General features: G+C 73.7%; 6 protein-coding genes. 3 read left to right on the forward strand and 3 right to left on the reverse strand.

The annotated features are described in order from the left end of the window. Positions 1-253: 253 nt before the first annotated feature. Both JK361_RS00215 and JK361_RS00220 read left to right on the forward strand, forming a co-directional pair. Positions 254-3,904, forward strand: coding sequence for a type I polyketide synthase (locus JK361_RS00215; protein ID WP_201813527.1), 3,651 nt, complete (start codon positions 254-256; stop codon positions 3,902-3,904). Positions 3,905-3,925: 21 nt separating this feature from the next. Beyond that, positions 3,926-7,309, forward strand: coding sequence for a non-ribosomal peptide synthetase (locus JK361_RS00220; protein WP_201813528.1), 3,384 nt, complete (start codon positions 3,926-3,928; stop codon positions 7,307-7,309). Positions 7,310-7,635: 326 nt separating this feature from the next. Here JK361_RS00220 and JK361_RS00225 read toward each other — a convergent pair whose 3' ends face one another. Further along, a complete protein-coding gene (locus JK361_RS00225) occupies positions 7,636-8,481 on the reverse strand; it encodes an ABC transporter permease (RefSeq protein WP_201813529.1) in 846 nt (281 codons plus the stop codon). Beyond that, on the reverse strand, positions 8,478-9,485 hold the full coding sequence (locus tag JK361_RS00230) for an ATP-binding cassette domain-containing protein (RefSeq protein ID WP_236052285.1): 1,008 nt from the start codon (positions 9,483-9,485) through the stop codon (positions 8,478-8,480). Before JK361_RS00230 ends, JK361_RS00225 begins: the two co-directional genes overlap by 4 nt. Before the next feature lie 73 nt (positions 9,486-9,558). On the opposite strand from JK361_RS00230, the gene JK361_RS00235 reads away from it, so the two are divergent. After that, positions 9,559-10,164, forward strand: a complete 606-nt coding sequence (locus JK361_RS00235; RefSeq protein WP_201813531.1) for a TetR/AcrR family transcriptional regulator — start codon at positions 9,559-9,561, stop codon at positions 10,162-10,164. A 307-nt stretch (positions 10,165-10,471) separates the two neighbouring features. Here the strand turns inward: JK361_RS00235 and JK361_RS00240 are convergent, their stop codons facing one another. Further along, positions 10,472-17,056, reverse strand: coding sequence for a type I polyketide synthase (locus JK361_RS00240; protein WP_201813532.1), 6,585 nt, complete (start codon positions 17,054-17,056; stop codon positions 10,472-10,474). Positions 17,057-17,061: the final 5 nt, after the last annotated feature.

Genomic DNA, 17,061 nt, shown 5'->3' on the forward strand with positions numbered 1-17,061 from the left:
ATGAGAAACGCACTTCCCCGAGTATGTCCGCCGCAGCTCACCCTGCCGTCGTCCCTGTATTACCGGAGCCCCGGTGACGCATCAACCCCTATCGCACCCTTAGCCGCTCCCACTAGGGGTTCGTAGGGGTAGAGGTGGGGTTTCAGGGGTCACGCCCGCCCAGTAAGGTCGGGCCAGAATTAGACTGAGAAAAGAAGTCTATCCGTTCCCGGGCACACACAGAGATTGAATACCACGGGGAGCCGTACGGTTGATGGCTGATGAAGAAAAGCTGCGTCAATACCTGAAGAAGGCCACCGGGGAGCTGCAGCGGACCGCCCGGAAATTGCACGAGGCCGAACTCAGGGATTCCGAGCCCATCGCGATCGTCGGTATGAGTTGCCGCTTTCCGCCCGATCTCCGCTCCGCGGCGGATCTGTGGCGGTTCGTGTCCGGCGAGGGCGACGGCATCTCGCCGTTCCCCGGTGACCGGGGATGGGGCGCCGTCGGCGTGCCCGGCGGCACCGACGCGATGCCGGAACCGTCGGCGCGCCAGGGGGGCTTCGTCGCCGGAGCCGACCGGTTCGACGCCGGGTTCTTCGGGATCGGCGAACACGAGGCGCTGGCGATGGATCCGCAGCAGCGGCTGCTCCTGGAGACCGCGTGGGAGGCGGTGGAACACGCCGGCCTCGATCCGGCCGGCCTGCGCGGGACCGGGGCGGGCGTCTACGCCGGTGTCTCCTACTGCCACTACGGCGCGGGGCCGCAGGCGGCGCTCCCGGCCGGCGTGGAAGACCAGTTGATCATCGGCGGCGCCCCGAGTACGGCGTCGGGCCGGGTCGCCTATGTCATGGGGCTGCACGGACCCGCGATCAGCATCGACACGGCCTGCTCGTCCTCGCTGGTGGCCATCCACCTGGCCTGCCAGGGACTGCGGCGCGGCGACTGCGAACTCGCGCTGGCCGGCGGCGTCACGATCATGGCCACGCCGGACGTCATCATCGAGTTCGGCCACCGCGGCGCTCTCGCCGGGGACGGCAGGTGCAAGCCCTTCGCGGACGCCGCGGACGGCATGGGGTTCAGCGAGGGCGGCGGGCTGCTGGTGCTGGAACGCCTGTCCGTGGCGCGGCGCAACGGCCACTCCGTGCTCGCGGTCATCCGCGGGTCGGCGGTCAACCAGGACGGCGCGACGAACGGGATGACCTCACCGAGCCGCGCGGCGCAGGAGGCGGTGATCCGGCAGGCGCTGGCGAACGCCGGGCTCACCCCCGACCAGGTGGACGCGGTGGAGGGGCACGGGACCGGCACGCCGCTGGGCGACTCGATCGAGGCCGAGGCCGTCATCGCCACCTACGGCGAGACCAGGACGGCCGACCGGCCCCTGCGGCTGGGCTCGGTGAAATCGAACATCGGCCATACCCAGACCGCGTCCGGGGTGGCCGGCGTGATCAAGATGGTCATGTCCATGCGCGCCGGGACCCATGCGCGGACGCTGCACATCGACAAGCCGTCCTCGTATGTCGACTGGTCCGGCGGGACGGTCGCGCTGACGACCGAGGCGGTTCCGTGGCCCGCCGACGGCCGGCCCCGCCGGGCGGGCGTGTCCTCCTTCGGCATCAGCGGCACCAACGCGCACCTGATCCTCGAGCAGGAGGCCGCCGCGGACGGCGCCTTCGCCCCGGCACCGGCCGGCGCCGGCGCAGTCTCCACACCCTGGGTGCTGTCGGCGAAGACCGAGCCGGCGCTGCGCGCCATGGCCGCGGAACTCCGCGATGCCCTCACCGCTCGGCCGGCTCCCGTCGCGGAGGTCGGTATCGCGCTCGCCCGTACCAGGGCGGGGTTCGGACACCGCGCGGTCAGCGTGGGCGCCTCGGCCGGCGAGCACCTCGCCGCGCTCGCGGCTCTGGCCCGGGGCGAGGACGCACCCGGCCTGTTCACCGGTGCGGTCACCGCCGCGAGAACGGCCGTGGTGTTCACCGGCTCCGAGCCGGGGGCCGGTGATCCGGTCCGGAGGCAGGCGGAACGCTTCCCCGCCTTCGCGGAGGCGTACGACGACGTCCGCGCGCGTCTGGAGGCCCTGCTGGACCGGCCGCTGCCGGAGTACCCGCGGGCCGCCGTGTTCGCCCTCCAGGTGGCGCTGTACCGCCTGATCCGTTCGTGCGGTGTGGTGCCGGACCTCGTCGCCGGTTCGGGAATCGGCGAGATCACCGCGGCTCACGCGGCCGGCGTGCTGTCGCTGGACGATGCCGCAGCGCTCGCGGCCGCCGCCGCGCGTGCGTCCGGCGCCCCGGGCGACGGGGCCGCGGACGAACTGCGGGCCACCGCCGAGCGGATCGGCTACGCGAAGCCGGACATCGCGCTCGTCTCCCCCGGCGAACCCGGCCGCCCGGACCACTGGGCGGCCGGCGATTTCCTGCGGCCCGGCACCGGGGACGTCCTGGCCGCCGTGCGGTCGCGAGGGGCGACGGCCTGTCTGGAGCTGGACCCCGAAGCCGTCGTCAGCGAGGACGGGGTGCCGGCACGCCTGGCGGCGGCCTACACGGCCGGAACGGCGGTGTCGTGGGAGGCCGTCTTCACCGGCACGGGCGCCGGCCGGGTCCGCCTGCCCGGCTACCCGTTCCAGCGCAAGCGGTACTGGCTCGACGCGCCGGTCACCCGGGGCCGGGGCGGGCACGAGGCGGTCCGGCAGTCCGTTCACCCGCTGCTCGGGGGCGCGATCGACCTCGCCGGCTCCGCCGAACGGCGGTTCACCCGGACACTGACGGCGCGGGAGCCCTGGTACGTCGCTCAGTACCGGTTGCGCGGCACGCCCGCCCTGCCGCCGGCCGCCGTCGCCGAATGGGCCCTGGCGGCCGCGCGGCACGGAGCCCACGGCGGCGACGGGGTCCTTACGGTCGAGAACCTCACCTTCGGTGCGCCGACCACGCTGCCCGGCACACCGGCGCTGAGCCTGCAGACAGCGGCCGAAACCGACGGCGCGGCCCGCCGGATCAGGGGATTCAGCGCCGATCCCGAGGACGCCGACGGCGGCTGGACCCTCCGGTTCACCGCCTCGGTCACCGCGCAGATCCCGCCTGCGCCCTCCGCCGCTGACCTCGACGGGCTGCGTGCCCGGATGACCGAGCAGGATCCCGCGGCGCTGTTCGCACGGCTCGACGACGCCGCAATCGCCTGCGGCCCGGCGTTCCGGCAGGTCACCCGCGGCTGGTGGCGGGCCGACGACGAGGCGCTGGCCGTCCTGGAGACCGATGTGGCCGCCGCCGATCCGTACGTCCTCCACCCCGTGGTGCTGGAGGCCTGCCTGCTGACCGCCCTGCCGCTCGTCGCCGACACCGGTCTGTGGCTGCCGGCGGGCCTGTCCCGTCTCACCTGCCACCGCGAGCTGCCACGGCGGCTGTGGTGCCATGTCCGCCGTACCCAGGCCGGTGCGCTCGACCTCGAGCTGTTCTCCGGCACCGGCGAACCGCTCGTCACCCTCGCGGGACTCACGCACGCCGCGTCCGACCTGGCCGAGCGGGCCGCGGCCGACGCGGAGCCGGATGCCGCCGGGCCGTGGGACGCCGACGAGCTGTCGCGGCTCGCCGTCGAGGATCCGGAAGCGGCACGGCAAGCGCTCACGGACATCGTGTTCGCCCGGGTGACCGCTCTGGTCGAGGGGCTCGCGGACGACCGGGAGAGCCTGCGCGCACGGTTCGCCGGCACCCGGCTGGGCGATCTCGGCCTGGACTCGCTGCGCGCGATGCGGCTCAGGGAGCAGTTCCGCACGGGGCTGTTCGTGGACGTGCCGCCGCAGCGCCTCCTCGGCGACACCACCGTGGCGGACATCGTCGACCTGGTCTGCCGGTCCCTCGCCGCCCGGAGCCTCGTCGTGACCGGCGACGAGGAGCCGGAGGCCACCGGACCGATCGAAGAACTCATCCTGTAACCCGCCAGGAAGGCAGGCACGATGACCACGGATCTCTTCGCCGAGTTGTACCGTCGCGGGGTCAAACTGCGGCTGGTCGACGGCCGGCTCCACGTGACGGCCCCGCCCGATGCCCTGACCTCCGAACTGCGCGAGGAGATGAGGCTCCGCCGGGACGAACTCGTCGAGATCATCTCGCGCTCCGAGGGCGCGGACGAGCCGGCGGCCCTGGTTCTCCGGCCCGAGGAGCGGCACGACCCGTTCCCGCTGACGGACATCCAGCAGGCGTACTGGGTGGGCCGGACACCGGCGGTGGAGCTGGGCGGCAACTCGACCCACTGCTACCTCGAGTTCGACGCCGCCGACCTGGACGTCCCGAGGCTCGGCCGGAGCCTCGACGAGGTCGTCCGGCGCCACGACATGCTCCGGGCGGTCATCCAGCCCGACGGCAGTCAGCGCGTCCTGCCCGAGGTCCCGCCGTACGACATCCGGGTCACGGACCTGTCCGGCGTCGACGAGGCGGCGCAGGAGGCCGGGATCGCGCGGATCCGGGAAGAGCTGGCGCACCAGGTGCTGCCCGCCGACCGCTGGCCGCTGTTCGAGGTCCGCGCGACCCGGCTGGACGACAGGCGGTGGCGCCTGCACCTCAGCCTGGACATGCTGGTCATGGACGGGTTCAGCTTCGGGATCTTCCAGCGCGACTGGTTCGGCTTCTACAGCCGGCCGGACGCCCCGCCCGAGCCCATCGAGGTCACCTTCCGCGACTACGTCCTCGCCGAGCGACGACAGCAGAGCGAAAAGCGGTTCGAAGCCGACAAGCAGTACTGGCTGGACCGGCTCGACCGGCTGCCGCCCGCTCCCGAACTGCCCCTGGCCGTCCAGCCCGGGCAGCTCTCCCGCCCGAAGTTCGACCGGCACCACGCCCGCCTCCCCCGCGAGCGGTGGTCCGCCATCAAGGAGACCGCCCGCCGCCGGGGTCTGACCCCGTCCGCCGTGCTCGTCGGCGCCTACGCCGATGTGCTCCGGCGCTGGTCGAAGCGGCCCGAACTCACCCTCAACCTGACGCTGTTCAACCGGCCGCCGCTCCATCCGCAGATCGGCGAGGTGATCGGCGACTTCACCTCGCTGGTCCTCCTCGAGACACGGCCCGAGCCGGAGGACTCCTTCGCCGCGCGGGCCAAGCGCCTGCACCACCAGCTGATGGAGGATCTCGGGCATTCCGGCTACTCCGGGGTCCGCGTCCTGCGGGAGCGCGCCAGGCGCCTGGGCGGCCGGCTGGGGGCCGCGATGCCGGTGGTGTTCACCAGCATGATCGGCTTCGACTCCGCGTCCAGCCTCACCGAACAGGCCCGGATGTTCGGCGAGGTCGTGTACGGCGTCAGCCAGACGCCCCAGGTCTGGCTGGACTACCAGGTGCTCGAGGACCGGGGCGATCTGCTGATCAACTGGGACTTCGTCGACGGACTCTTCCCCGACGGCATGCTGGAGGAGATGTTCCTCGCCCACCGCGCGTGCCTGGAACGCCTCGGCGAGAGCGAGGCCGCGTGGGACGAGCGCGAGCTGGTCGCGCTCCCGGACGCGCAGGCCGACGAACGCCGCCAGGTCAACGCGACCGAGACCCCCATCGCCGAGCGGACGCTCTGCGAACTGGTCGAGGAACAGGCCGGCCGGACACCGGACGCGATCGCCGTGATCTCGGCCGACGGCGAGCACACCTACCGTGAACTGGTCGAGGACGCCCACCGGCTGGCCCACGTCCTGCAGTCGGCCGGGGCGAGCCGGGACACGCTGGTCGGCATCATCGCCGAGAAGGGGTACGACCAGGTGGCGGCGGCCCTCGGCGTCACCCGGTCCGGGGCCGCGTACCTGCCGGTCCAGCCGCGCTGGCCGGCCGCCCGGCGGGAGCAGCTCCTGCGGCAGGGCCGGGTCCGGGTGGTGGTCACCACACCGCGACTGCGCGACGAGCTGGCCTGGCCCGACGGCATCCGGCTGGTGACCCTCGCCGACGCCGAGGTGCGGTCCGCGCCGCCCACCCCGCCGTCGACCGGTCCCGACCCGGCCGACCTGGCGTACGTGATCTTCACTTCCGGGTCGACCGGCACGCCGAAGGGCGTCATGATCGACCACCGGGCCGCGGCCAACACGATCCAGGACCTCAACGACCGCTACCGTGTCACCCCGGACGACCGGGTGCTCGCGCTGTCCGCCCTCAGCTTCGACCTCTCGGTGTACGACATCTTCGGTCTCCTCGCGGCGGGCGGCAGCGTCGTCGTGCCGGAGCCGGGCAGGTCGCAGGAGCCGCGGCACTGGACCGAGCTGATGGACCGGCACCGGGTGACGATCTGGAACACCGTGCCGGCCCTCATGCGGGCGTGGATCGACGCGCACGATCCGGACGTTCCCCCGCCCGGACACGGGCTGCGGCTGGTCATGATGAGCGGTGACTGGATCCCGGTGGCCCTGCCGGACCGGATCCGCGCGTTCTATCCCGCTGCCGAGGTGATGAGCCTGGGCGGCGCCACCGAGGCGTCGATCTGGTCGATTCACTACCCGATCGGCGCGGTGCCCCCGGAGTGGTCGCGGATCCCCTACGGCAAGCCGCTCGCCAACCAGACCATGCACGTGTACGACCAGTGGCTCGAACCGAGCCCGGTGTGGGCGACGGGTGAGATCTACATCGGCGGCACCGGCGTGGCCCGCGGCTACTGGGCCGATCCCGAGCGGACCGCGGAGCGGTTCGTCGTACATCCCCGGACCAAGGCCCGCCTGTACCGGACCGGCGACCTCGGCCGCTATCTCCCCGGCGGGGACATCGAGTTCCTGGGGCGCGAGGACTCGCAGATCAAGCTCAACGGCTACCGCATCGAACTGGGCGAGATCGCGGCCCCGCTGCGGCGGCAGCCGGGCGTCCGTGACGCACTGGTCACGGTGGACGCCAACCCCAGGACGGGCCGCCGCCAGCTGGTCGCCTACCTGGTGCCCGAGGAGGGAGAGGTCACCGCGGGGCGGACGCATCCCGACGCCGGCGCGCTGCGCGCCGCGCTCGAGGAGGTCCTCCCGGAGTACATGGTGCCCCGTCACTACCTCGTCATCCCGAGGGTGCCGCTGAGCGGGAACGGGAAGGTCGACGTGTCGGCGCTGCCCGCCCCGAGGGACCAGCAGGCCACCGGCACGACGTCCGTCCCGCAGGACGATCTGGAGCGGACGCTGCTGCGGTTCTGGCAGGAGGTCCTGGAGCGCGACGACTTCGGGACGGAGGAGAACTTCTTCGAACTCGGCGGGGACTCCCTGCACGCGATCGGTGTCCTGGAACGGATGAGCAAGGAGTTCGGCACGTCCGGGAGTCAGGACGACGGTCTGCGCAGGCTCTTCGAGAACCCCACGGTCGCGCGGCTGGCCGCCGTCATACGGGCCGAGGGCCGGTAGACGTGATCGAGCGGCCGCCGCTGCCGCCGCTGCCGTCGCCGGACTCCTGAGGCCGCTCCCGCACATGGCCGGCCGGGGCCGGGGTCACCCGGGTAGACACCTCCGGTGACCCCGGCCCCGGCCGGTCACGGAAGGGCTGCACCGCAGTGGTCCTCACGGGACGTCACACCGGTCACGCTCTTCCGTCACGTGCCTCACCCCCGCCCCGGGCCCGGCCTCGGCGATGGAGACGGCGCGACTCCCTTTCGTCGCCGCGTGTGTCCCGGTGCGGCGCGGTGTGCCGTTCCGTGCCGGCGGGCCCGGCACGGAACCCGGTGGACCGCCGGTCAGCCCTGCTTGCTGTAGAGGCGGAGCGTGATCGGGCCGCACACGAGGGTGATGACCGCGGTCGCGATGAGCGCCCAGGCGATGTCGCCGCCGCCCCCTCCGGTGTCGTTCATCAGGTGCCGGGCCGCGCTCGCGACATGGCTGAGCGGGTTGACGTCGACGACGGCTTGGAGCCAGCCGGGCATGGTGCTCGGCTGGACGAAGATGTTGCTGGCGAACGACAGCGGCATCAGCACGGCGTTGGCGATGCTGATGACGACGGCCGGGTCCTTGACGGCCAGGGCGACCGCGGCCCACACCAGGGACAGCGCGAGCCCGAAGGCGATGACGAGGACGACAGCGGCGAGCACGCCCGGCACACCGCCGTCGGGGCGGTAGCCCATGATCAGGCCCAGGACCACCACGATGGCCGAGGCGAACAGGTAGCGGGCGACATCGCTGAGCAGGCCGCCGAGCACGAAGGCGCCGCGCCAGACCGGCAGGCCGCGGAAGCGGTCGAAGGCCCCGCTGCGCACGTCCTGGGCGAGACGGCCACCGCCGTACATGGTGACGATGGCGATGCTCATGCTGAGCACGCCGGGCAGCAGGACCTTGAGGTACTCGCTGGTCGAACCGCTGATGGCACCGCCGAACAGGTAGGTGAACAGCACGGTGAACAGGATCGGGATGGCGGCCGAGTCGACGAGCTGCTTGGGGTCGTGCTTGAGCTTGAGCATGGCGCGCCTGCCGAAGGCGGCCGAGGCGGTGAGCGCCCCGGCACGGCGGCGTTCGCGTCCCGCGGCGAGCAGGGCGTCGATCGGGTCCTCCACCGCGGTGGGGGGTGTGGAGACGGCATGGGTGCTCATGCGTTCAGTTCCTCGTGGTCGTTGGTGTCCGTGGCGGCCCGATGGCCGGTCAGGGCGAGGAATGCCTCGTCGAGGCTGGGCTGGCCCAGGGAGAAGTCGGCGATGCCCACGCCGGCCTCGGCGAGCTGGGTCATGGCGCGTCCGACCAGCCGGCCCGTGTCCGTCGCGGCGGGCCGGGTGGCGAGGAGCATGGTCAGGGCGAGCGGGTCGGTGGCGAGCCGAACCGTCCCCTCCAGGGCGCCGGCCAGGATCTGCAGCGCCTGCGGACGCTGCTCGCCGTCGAGGAGCCGGATGTTCAAGGTGCCCGAGCCGACGCGGGACTTGAGCTGGGCGCTGGTGCCTTCGGCCACGATCCGGCCGTTGTCGATGACGGCGATCTGCTCGGCGAGCTGGTCGGCCTCCTCCAGGTACTGCGTGGTGAGCAGCACCGTGGTGCCGGCCGCGGCGACCCGGCGGACCAGTTCCCACACCTGGTTGCGGCTGCGCGGGTCGAGACCGGTGGTCGGCTCGTCGAGGAACAGCAGGTCGGGAGTGACGATCAGGCTGGCGCCGATGTCGAGCCGGCGGCGCATGCCGCCCGAGTAACCGCCGACCGGGCGGTCGGCCGCTCCGGTCAGGTCGAACGCGGCGAGCAGGGCGTCGGCGCGCTGCCGGCCGGCGGCCCGGGACAGGCCCTGGAGCCGGCCGAGGATCAGCAGGTTCTCGTATCCCGTCAGGTCTTCGTCGAGGGAGGCGAACTGGCCGGTCACCGCCACCCGGGTGCGGATCTTGTCCGCCTCGGTCAGCACGTCGTGACCGAGGACGCGGACCGTGCCGCCCGACGGGCGGGTCAACGTGGCCAGGATGCGGATCGTGGTGGTCTTGCCCGCTCCGTTGGGACCGAGGAAGCCGAACACCTGACCGCGACGGATCGTCAGATCGATCCCGTCCAGCGCCCGCTTCTCCCCGTAGGCCTTGACCAAGCCGCGCGCCTCGATCGCCGGATGATCTTCACCTAAGCTCATTTTTGACATGCTGTAAGATTTAGCTATCTCTTACAGGTTGTCAAGGTTGCGGACGGAGCCTAGGATTCTCGGCATGATCGACTCGTCCGAAGCCGCCCCGCCGCCACGCCGCCGCCGGTCCGATGCCCGGCGCAGCATCGACGCGATCCTCAACGCGGCCCGAGTCGTGCTCGGCGAACGACCGGACGCGAGCATGGAGGACATCGCCGCCACGGCCGGCGTCACCCGCCAGACCGTGTACGCGCACTTCCCCTCGCGCGACGCCCTGGTCGTCGCCCTCATCGAGGCCGCGGCCGCCGAGTACCTCGCCACGCTCGACGCCGCCGACCTCGACACCGCCCCGCCCGCCGAGGCGCTGGCCCGGTTCCTCGACGCCGGCTGGCAGTTCCTCCGCCGCCACCCGCTGCTGCTCAGCCCCACCGCGCCCGGGGCTCCGCGGCCCAACAGCAACGCGCTCTCCGACGTCGTGCCCCCGCGCCTCGAACGGCTCATCCTGCGGGGCCAGCGCACGGGCGACTTCGGCGCGTCCCTCCCCGCCGCCTGGCTCGCCGACGCCGTCATCGGGCTCCAGCAGATCGCCGCGGCACAGGTCGCGGCCGGGCGCGCCACCACCCACGAGGCGGAGAAGCTGTGCCTGGAGAGCACGCTGCGCCTCTGCGGCGGCGAGACCTCTCGCTAGGCCCCGCCGTCGGATCCCCGCCTGCCCGGCGACGCCATGCCCGGCCCGGGGCACGTGCCGCTAGGGTCTTTCGTTTGGATCAGGCCGAGCCCGGCATGATCCAAACGAGAGGCCCTAGCGCTCCCGGCCGGCCGGGACGACCGTGCGGAAGCGGTCCGGCCGTCCGGCGGTCCTCGCGGTGCCACGAACGCGGGCCGGCCGCACCGGTGACAGCCGCTCCCCGCACCTGCCCCGGTACCGAACGCGGCAAAGGTCTGCCCCGTGCCGGAACGGCGGACGGGGCAGACCTCGCCGGGAGCGGCAACGGTCACGTGGCGTCGGGCAGTTCTCCGTCGAGGAGTGCGAACAGCTCGTCGTCCGTGGCCGTGTCGAGGGCGAACTCCGCCTCGTCGGGGGACGGCACCCCGTTGTCCGGGTGGGCGTCGTCCCATCGGCTCAGCAGGGTCCGCAGACGCCTGGTGATCCTGCCCCGCAGCTCCTCCTCCGGTTCACTGCGCAGGAGGGCCTTCTCGAGGCTCTCGATCTCGTCGAGCACCGGAGCGGACCGCGGCGCCGCCCCGGAGGCGAGCCTGGTGCGCAGGTGACCGGCGAGTTCGGCCGGAGTGGGATGGTCGAAGACCAGCGTCGCCGGGAACCGGTAGCCGGTCGCGGCGGTCAGCCTGTTGCGGACGTCGACGGCGGTGAGGGAGTCGAACCCGAGATCGCGGAACGGTGTGTCCGGGTCCAGTGCCTGCGCGTCACCCGCGCCCAGCGCGATCGCGGCGTGCGAGCGCACGAGGTCGAGCAGGAACTCCTTCTGCTCGGCCTCGCCCAGCGCGGCCAGCTGCATCGTCAGGCCGGCGGCCGGGTCGGTCGCCGCGACCCGGAGCCGGACCGGCGCGTTGATCAGCCCGCGCCACAGGGCCGGGAGCGAACCGTCACGGGCGAGGGACCGGAGCCGGTCCGCACGGATGCCGGAGGCCAGCAGAACGGGTTCGGCGGAGCCCCGCGCGGCGTCGAACAGGGTCAGCGCCTGCTCGGTGGCCAAGGGCGTGAAGTACCCGGTGATGCGCGCCCGGTTGGAGCCGGTGATGCCGGCGGTCAGCTCGCTGGTCTCCGCCCACAGGCCCCACGCGATCGACGTCGCCGGCAGGCCCGTGGCCCTCCGGTGGCCGGCGAGCGCGTCGAGGAACACGTTCGCGGCCGCGTAGTTGCCCTGTCCCGGCGCGCCGGTCAGCCCGGCGCCGGAGGAGAACATCACGAACTCGGCGAGGCCGGCCCCCGCGGTGAGTTCGTGCAGGTGCAGCGTCGCGTCGACCTTGGGCCGCATGACCTTGTCGATCTTCTCCGGGGTGAGCGAGGGCAGGATCCCGTCGTCGAGGACTCCGGCGGCGTGCACCACCGAGGTCAGCGGGTGCTCGACCGGAACCGCGGCCAGCGCCTTGGCGAGGTCCGCCCGGTCGGCGACATCGCAGGCGACGATCTCCACCCGGGCGCCCAGCCCGGTGAGTTCGGCGCGGATCCGCTCCGCACCGGACGCGTCGGGGCCGCGGCGGCTCACCAGCAGGAAGTGCCGGGCGCCCCGCTCGGCGAGGTGACGGGCGACGAGACCGCCCAGCGTGCCGGTGCCGCCGGTGACGAGCACCGTCCCCTCGGGGTCCGGCGCCTGCGGAACGGTCAGCACGATCTTGCCGACGTGCCGGGCCCGACTCATGAACCGGAAGGCCCGGATCGCGTGGCGGACGTCCCAGGTGGTCACCCGCGGCAGCTCCAGCGAACCGGCGCGGAACAGGGACATGATCTCGGTCAGCATCTCCTTGATGCGATCCGGTCCCGCGTCGTCCAGCTCGAACGCCCGGTAGCGGGTCCCGGGGTGGCGGCCGGAGACGTCGTCGCCGTCGCGGACGTCCGTCTTCCCCATCTCGACGAAGCGTCCGCCGGGCCGCAGCAGCCGCAGTGAGGCGTCGACGAACTCCCCGGCCAGCGAGTTCAGCACGACGTCGACCCCCTGCCCGCCGGTGGCCTCGGCGAACGCCCCCTCGAAGTCGAGCGTGCGGCTCGACGCGATGTGCGCGTCGTCCAGCCCGGCGGCCTTCAGGACCGGCCACTTGCCCTGGCTCGCGGTCGCGAACACCCGGGCCCCGCGGTGCCGGGCCAGCTGGATCGCCGCCGATCCGACGCCGCCGGCCCCCGCGTGCACGAGCACGGACTCACCGGGTCGCAGCCCGGCCAGGTCGGACAGCGCGTAGTACGCGGTGAGGAAGGCCACCGGCACGGAAGCGGCCTGCTCGTACGACCAGTCCTCGGGGATCTTGGCGAGCAGCCGGTGATCGGTCACCGCGACCGGGCCGAACGCGCTGGGCAGCAGCCCCAGAACGCGGTCACCGGGCGCCAGGTCGGTCACGTCGCCGCCGACGGCGGTCACCGTTCCGGCGCCCTCGCCGCCGAGGACCGCCTCGTTGGGGATCAGCCCCAGCGCGACGACCACGTCGTGGAAGTTGAGCCCGGCCGCGCGCACGGCCACCCGCACCTCACGCGGACCGAGCGGGCCGGTCGACGGCGGGCACTCCGCCAGCGTCAGTTCCTCCAGTGTCCGGGTGCCGCCGCACTCCAGGCGCCAGGCGGCCGCGTGGGCCGGGGGCGTGAGGCTCTCGCCGCCGTCGGCCCGGGCCAGTCGCGGCACCAGCAGCGCGCCGGAGCGGACCGCGAGCTGCGGTTCCCCGCAGGCCGCTGCCGCGGCCCAGACCTCCCCCGGCCCGGCGTCGTCGGGGCCGGTGCCGTCGTCGACCAGGACGAAGCGGCCCGGGTGTTCCGTCTGCGCGGCGCGCAGCAGCCCCCAGACGGCGGCCGCGGCCAGGTTCGCGATGTCCTCCCCGCCGTCGGCCGCGACCGCGCCCTGGGTCCTGACCACCAGGCGGCCGGCGCCGAGGTCGTCGTCCGCCAGCCACTCCTGAAGCACGGCCAGCGCCTGCGCGGTGACCGTCCGGACGCGAGCGGCCAGGTCGGCATCGCCGTCGCCGGGACGGGGCCCGGCGAGCCCGGCGCCGCACCACACCACGAGGTCGGGCGCCGGGGCTCCCCCGGCCATCGCCGCGCGGAGCCCGGCCAGGTCGCCGTACGTGCCGACGACCGCACCGGACCTTTCGAGCCGCTCCGCGACCGCCGTGCCGTCCTCGCCCAGGACCGCCCAGCGCAGCCGGTCGGTGCCCGGCCCGGACGCGGGCCCGGGGGCGGGCACCCAGTCGAGCCGGAACAGCGCGTCCCGCACCGCCGCGTTCGTCGCGCGCAGCTGACGGGCCGACACCGGCCGTACGACGAGCGCGCCCACCGAGACGACGGGGCGCCCGTCGAGGTCCGCGGCGGTCAGCGTCACCCGGTCCGGGCCGATGCGCCGTACCTTGACCCGCAGGTCCGCCACACCCGAGCTGACGAGGGCCACCTCGCTGAACAGGAACGGCAGCCACAGTCCCGTGTCCGCCGGCGAGCCCTCCTGCGCCATGAGGATGCCGGCCGCCTGGGCCGCCGCGTCCAGCAGGGCGGGGTGGACCCCGAACCGGGCTGCCTCGCCGCGCTGCGCGGGGGGCAGGCCGACCTCGGCGTACACGTCGTCCCCGAGGCGCCAGGCCCGGCGGATCCCGCGGAAGGCCGATCCGTACGCGTACCCGCGCTCCGCGTACCCCTCGTAGAGGCCGTCCGTGGGCAGCGGCTCCGCGCCGGCCGGCGGCCAGATCACCAGGTCGCCGAAGTCCTCCGTGGCCGGCGAGCCGGTCAGCTCGCCGACGGCGTTCGAGGTCCACTCGCCGTCGACGGACGTGTCCTCGGGCCGCGAGTACACGGTCACCTGGCGCTTGCCCGCGTCGTCGGGGGCGCCGGCGACCACCTGGACCTGGACCGCACCCGCCGACGGGATCGCCATGGGTGCTTCCAGCGTGAGTTCCTCGATGCCGGAGCAGCCCGTCTCTGTCGCGGCGCGCAGCGCCAGCTCCACGAACGCCGTGCCGGGCAGCAGTGCTTGGTCGTCGACCGCGTGATCGGCCAGCCACCCGTGGGTCTGCGGCGACAGACGGCCGGACAGCACCACGGCGCCGCTGCCGGCGACGTCGATCGCGGCGCCCAGCATGGGGTGTTCACCGGCGCGCAAGCCTGCCTTGCCGAGGGCGTCGCCGGACGGCGCCGACGGGTCCTGCCAGTAGCGCTGCCGCTGGAACGCGTACGGCGGAAGGCCGGCGGTGGCGTTCCCGCGGTGGCCGAGGACGCTCTCCCAGGCGACCGGCACGCCGCCGGTGTAGGCCTGCGCGACCGAGCCGAGGAAGTCGTCCGGGCCGCCGCGGCCGCGGTGCAGCGTCCCGAGGACGACCGCGGCGGCGTCCGCGGCGGCGATCGTCTCCTCCAGCCCCATGGTCAGCACCGGGTGCGGGCTCGCCTCCACGAACAGCTCGTATCCGCGCTCGATCAGGGTCCGGGTGACCTCGTCGAAGCGCACCGGCTGCCGGAGGTTGCGGTACCAGTAGTCCGCGTCGAGCCCGGTGGTGTCCAGCTGCCCGCCGGTGACCGCGGAGTAGAACGGGATCCGCGAGGGGCCCGGGGTGATGCCGTCCAGCCGCGCGTGCAGTTCGTCCCGGATCCGCTCGACGTGCGGCGAGTGCGAGGCGTAGTCGACCGGGAGCTGCCGTACCCGGACCTTGGAGCCCCGGTATTCGGCCACCAGCTCGGCTATCGCGGCGCTGTCGCCCGACACCACCACCGAACCGGGCCCGTTGACGACGCCGATCGCGAGCCGGCCCGACCAGCGGGACAGCAGCGCCTCGGCCTCGTCGCGGCCCAGGCCCAGGGACGCCATCGCGCCCTGCCCGGACAGCGAGACCAGGGCGCGGCTGCGCAGCGCCACCACGCGTGCCGCGTCCTGGAGGGACAGCGCGCCGGCCACGCAGGCGGCGGCGATCTCGCCCTGGGAGTGACCGACGACGGCCGCGGGCACGATGCCCGCGTGCTCCCACAGGGCGGCCAGCGACACCATGACCGCGAACAGCACCGGCTGGACGACGTCCACCCGCTCCAGGTCCGGGGCGCCGGGTGCGCCGTGCAGCACGTCGCGCACCGACCAGCCGGTGAACGGGACCAGCGCCTCGTCGCAGGCGGTGAGCCGGTCGCGGAACACCGGAGCCGCCTCCAGCAGTCCGAGCGCCATCCCCGGCCACTGGGACCCCTGCCCGGGGAAGACCAGCACCGCCTCGCCCGACCGGTTGCGGGCCACTCCCTGCACCAGCCCCGGCGCGGGCTGTCCCTCGGCCAGGGCGTGCAGTCCGGCGAGCAGTCCGGTCCGGTCGTTGCCGAGTACCACGGCCCGGTGCGACAGGGCCGCGCGCCGGGCCAGCGAGCCCGCGGTGTCGCGCGCGTCCAGCTCCGGGTGGGCCGCGACGAACTCCGCCAGGCGGGCGGCCTGCCCGCGCAGGCCCCGCTCGCCCCGCCCCGACAGCACCCACGGCACCACCGGCGGGGCGTCCCCGGGTCCGGACGGCCGGGCGGCCGGGGCCGCGCCGTCGGGGGCGGGGGGCTGTTCCAGGATGAGGTGGGCGTTGGTGCCGCTGACCCCGAACGAGGAGACTCCCGCGCGCCGCGGATGCCCGCCGTCGGGCCACGGCACCGGCTCCACCGCCAGCTCGACCTCGCCCGCCGTCCAGTCCACATGGCGGCTGGGCCGGTCGACGTGCAGCGTCGCGGGCACCACCCCGTGACGCATCGCCAGCACCATCTTCATCACACCGGCCGCACCCGCGGTCGCCTGTGTGTGGCCGATGTTCGACTTCACCGACCCCAGCAGCAGCGGCTTCCCGGCGGGCCGGTCCTGCCCGTACGTCGCCAGCAGCGCCTGCGCCTCGATCGGGTCGCCCAGCGTCGTGCCCGTGCCGTGCGCCTCCACGACGTCGACATCGCGCAGCGACAGGCCGGCGTTGGCCACCGCCTGGCGGATCACCCGCTCCTGCGAGGGGCCGTTCGGCGCCGTCAGTCCGCTCGACGCACCGTCCTGGTTCACCGCCGAGCCCCGGATCACCGCCAGGACCTCGTGGCCTCGGCGCCGGGCCTGCGACAGCGGCTCGACCAGCAGCAGGCCGACGCCCTCGGCGAACCCGAATCCGTCGGCGGCCTCGGAGAACGCCTTGCACCGCCCGTCCACCGACAACGCGCGCTGCCGGCAGAACTCGACGATCACGCGCGGGCTCGTCATCACGGTCACCCCGCCGGCCACCGCCATCGAGCACTCGCCCGAACGCAGCGCCTGGCACGCCATGTGCAGCGACACCAGGGACGACGAACACGCCGTGTCGACGGTCACCGCCGGGCCCTCCAGCCCGAACACGTACGACACCCGGCCCGACAGGATGCTCGGGGTGGTCCCGGCGACCGCGTACCCCTCCACGCCGCGCGGGTAGTCCGTGGGGCCGGCGCCGACGAACACCCCGGTCCGGCTCCCCTTCAGGCTCAGCGGATCCACTCCGGCGCCCTCGAACAGCTCCCAGCAGGTCTCCAGCAGCAGCCGCTGCCGGGGATCCATGGCCAGTGCCTCGCGCGGGGAGATCCCGAAGAACTCCGCGTCGAACCCCGCCACGTCGTCCAGGAACCCGCCCTCACGGACGTACGAGGTCCCCAGGTGATCCGGGTCCGGGTCGTACAGGCCGCCCAGGTCCCAGCCACGGTCCGCCGGGAACGCGGAGACCGCGTCCCGGCCCTCGGCCAGCAGCCGCCACAGCCCTTCCGGCGAGGTCACACCGCCGGGCAGCCGGCACGCCATGCCCACGATCGCCACCGGCTCGCGGAGCGTCGCCTCCAGCTCGTCGTTGCGTGCCCGCAGCCGGCGGGTCTCCTTGACCGATTCCCGCAGCGCCCTGGTGATCTCTTCGATTGATGCAGTCATCGGGA

Source organism: Streptomyces musisoli (assembly GCF_016741855.1).
GTDB lineage: Bacteria > Actinomycetota > Actinomycetes > Streptomycetales > Streptomycetaceae > Streptomyces > Streptomyces musisoli.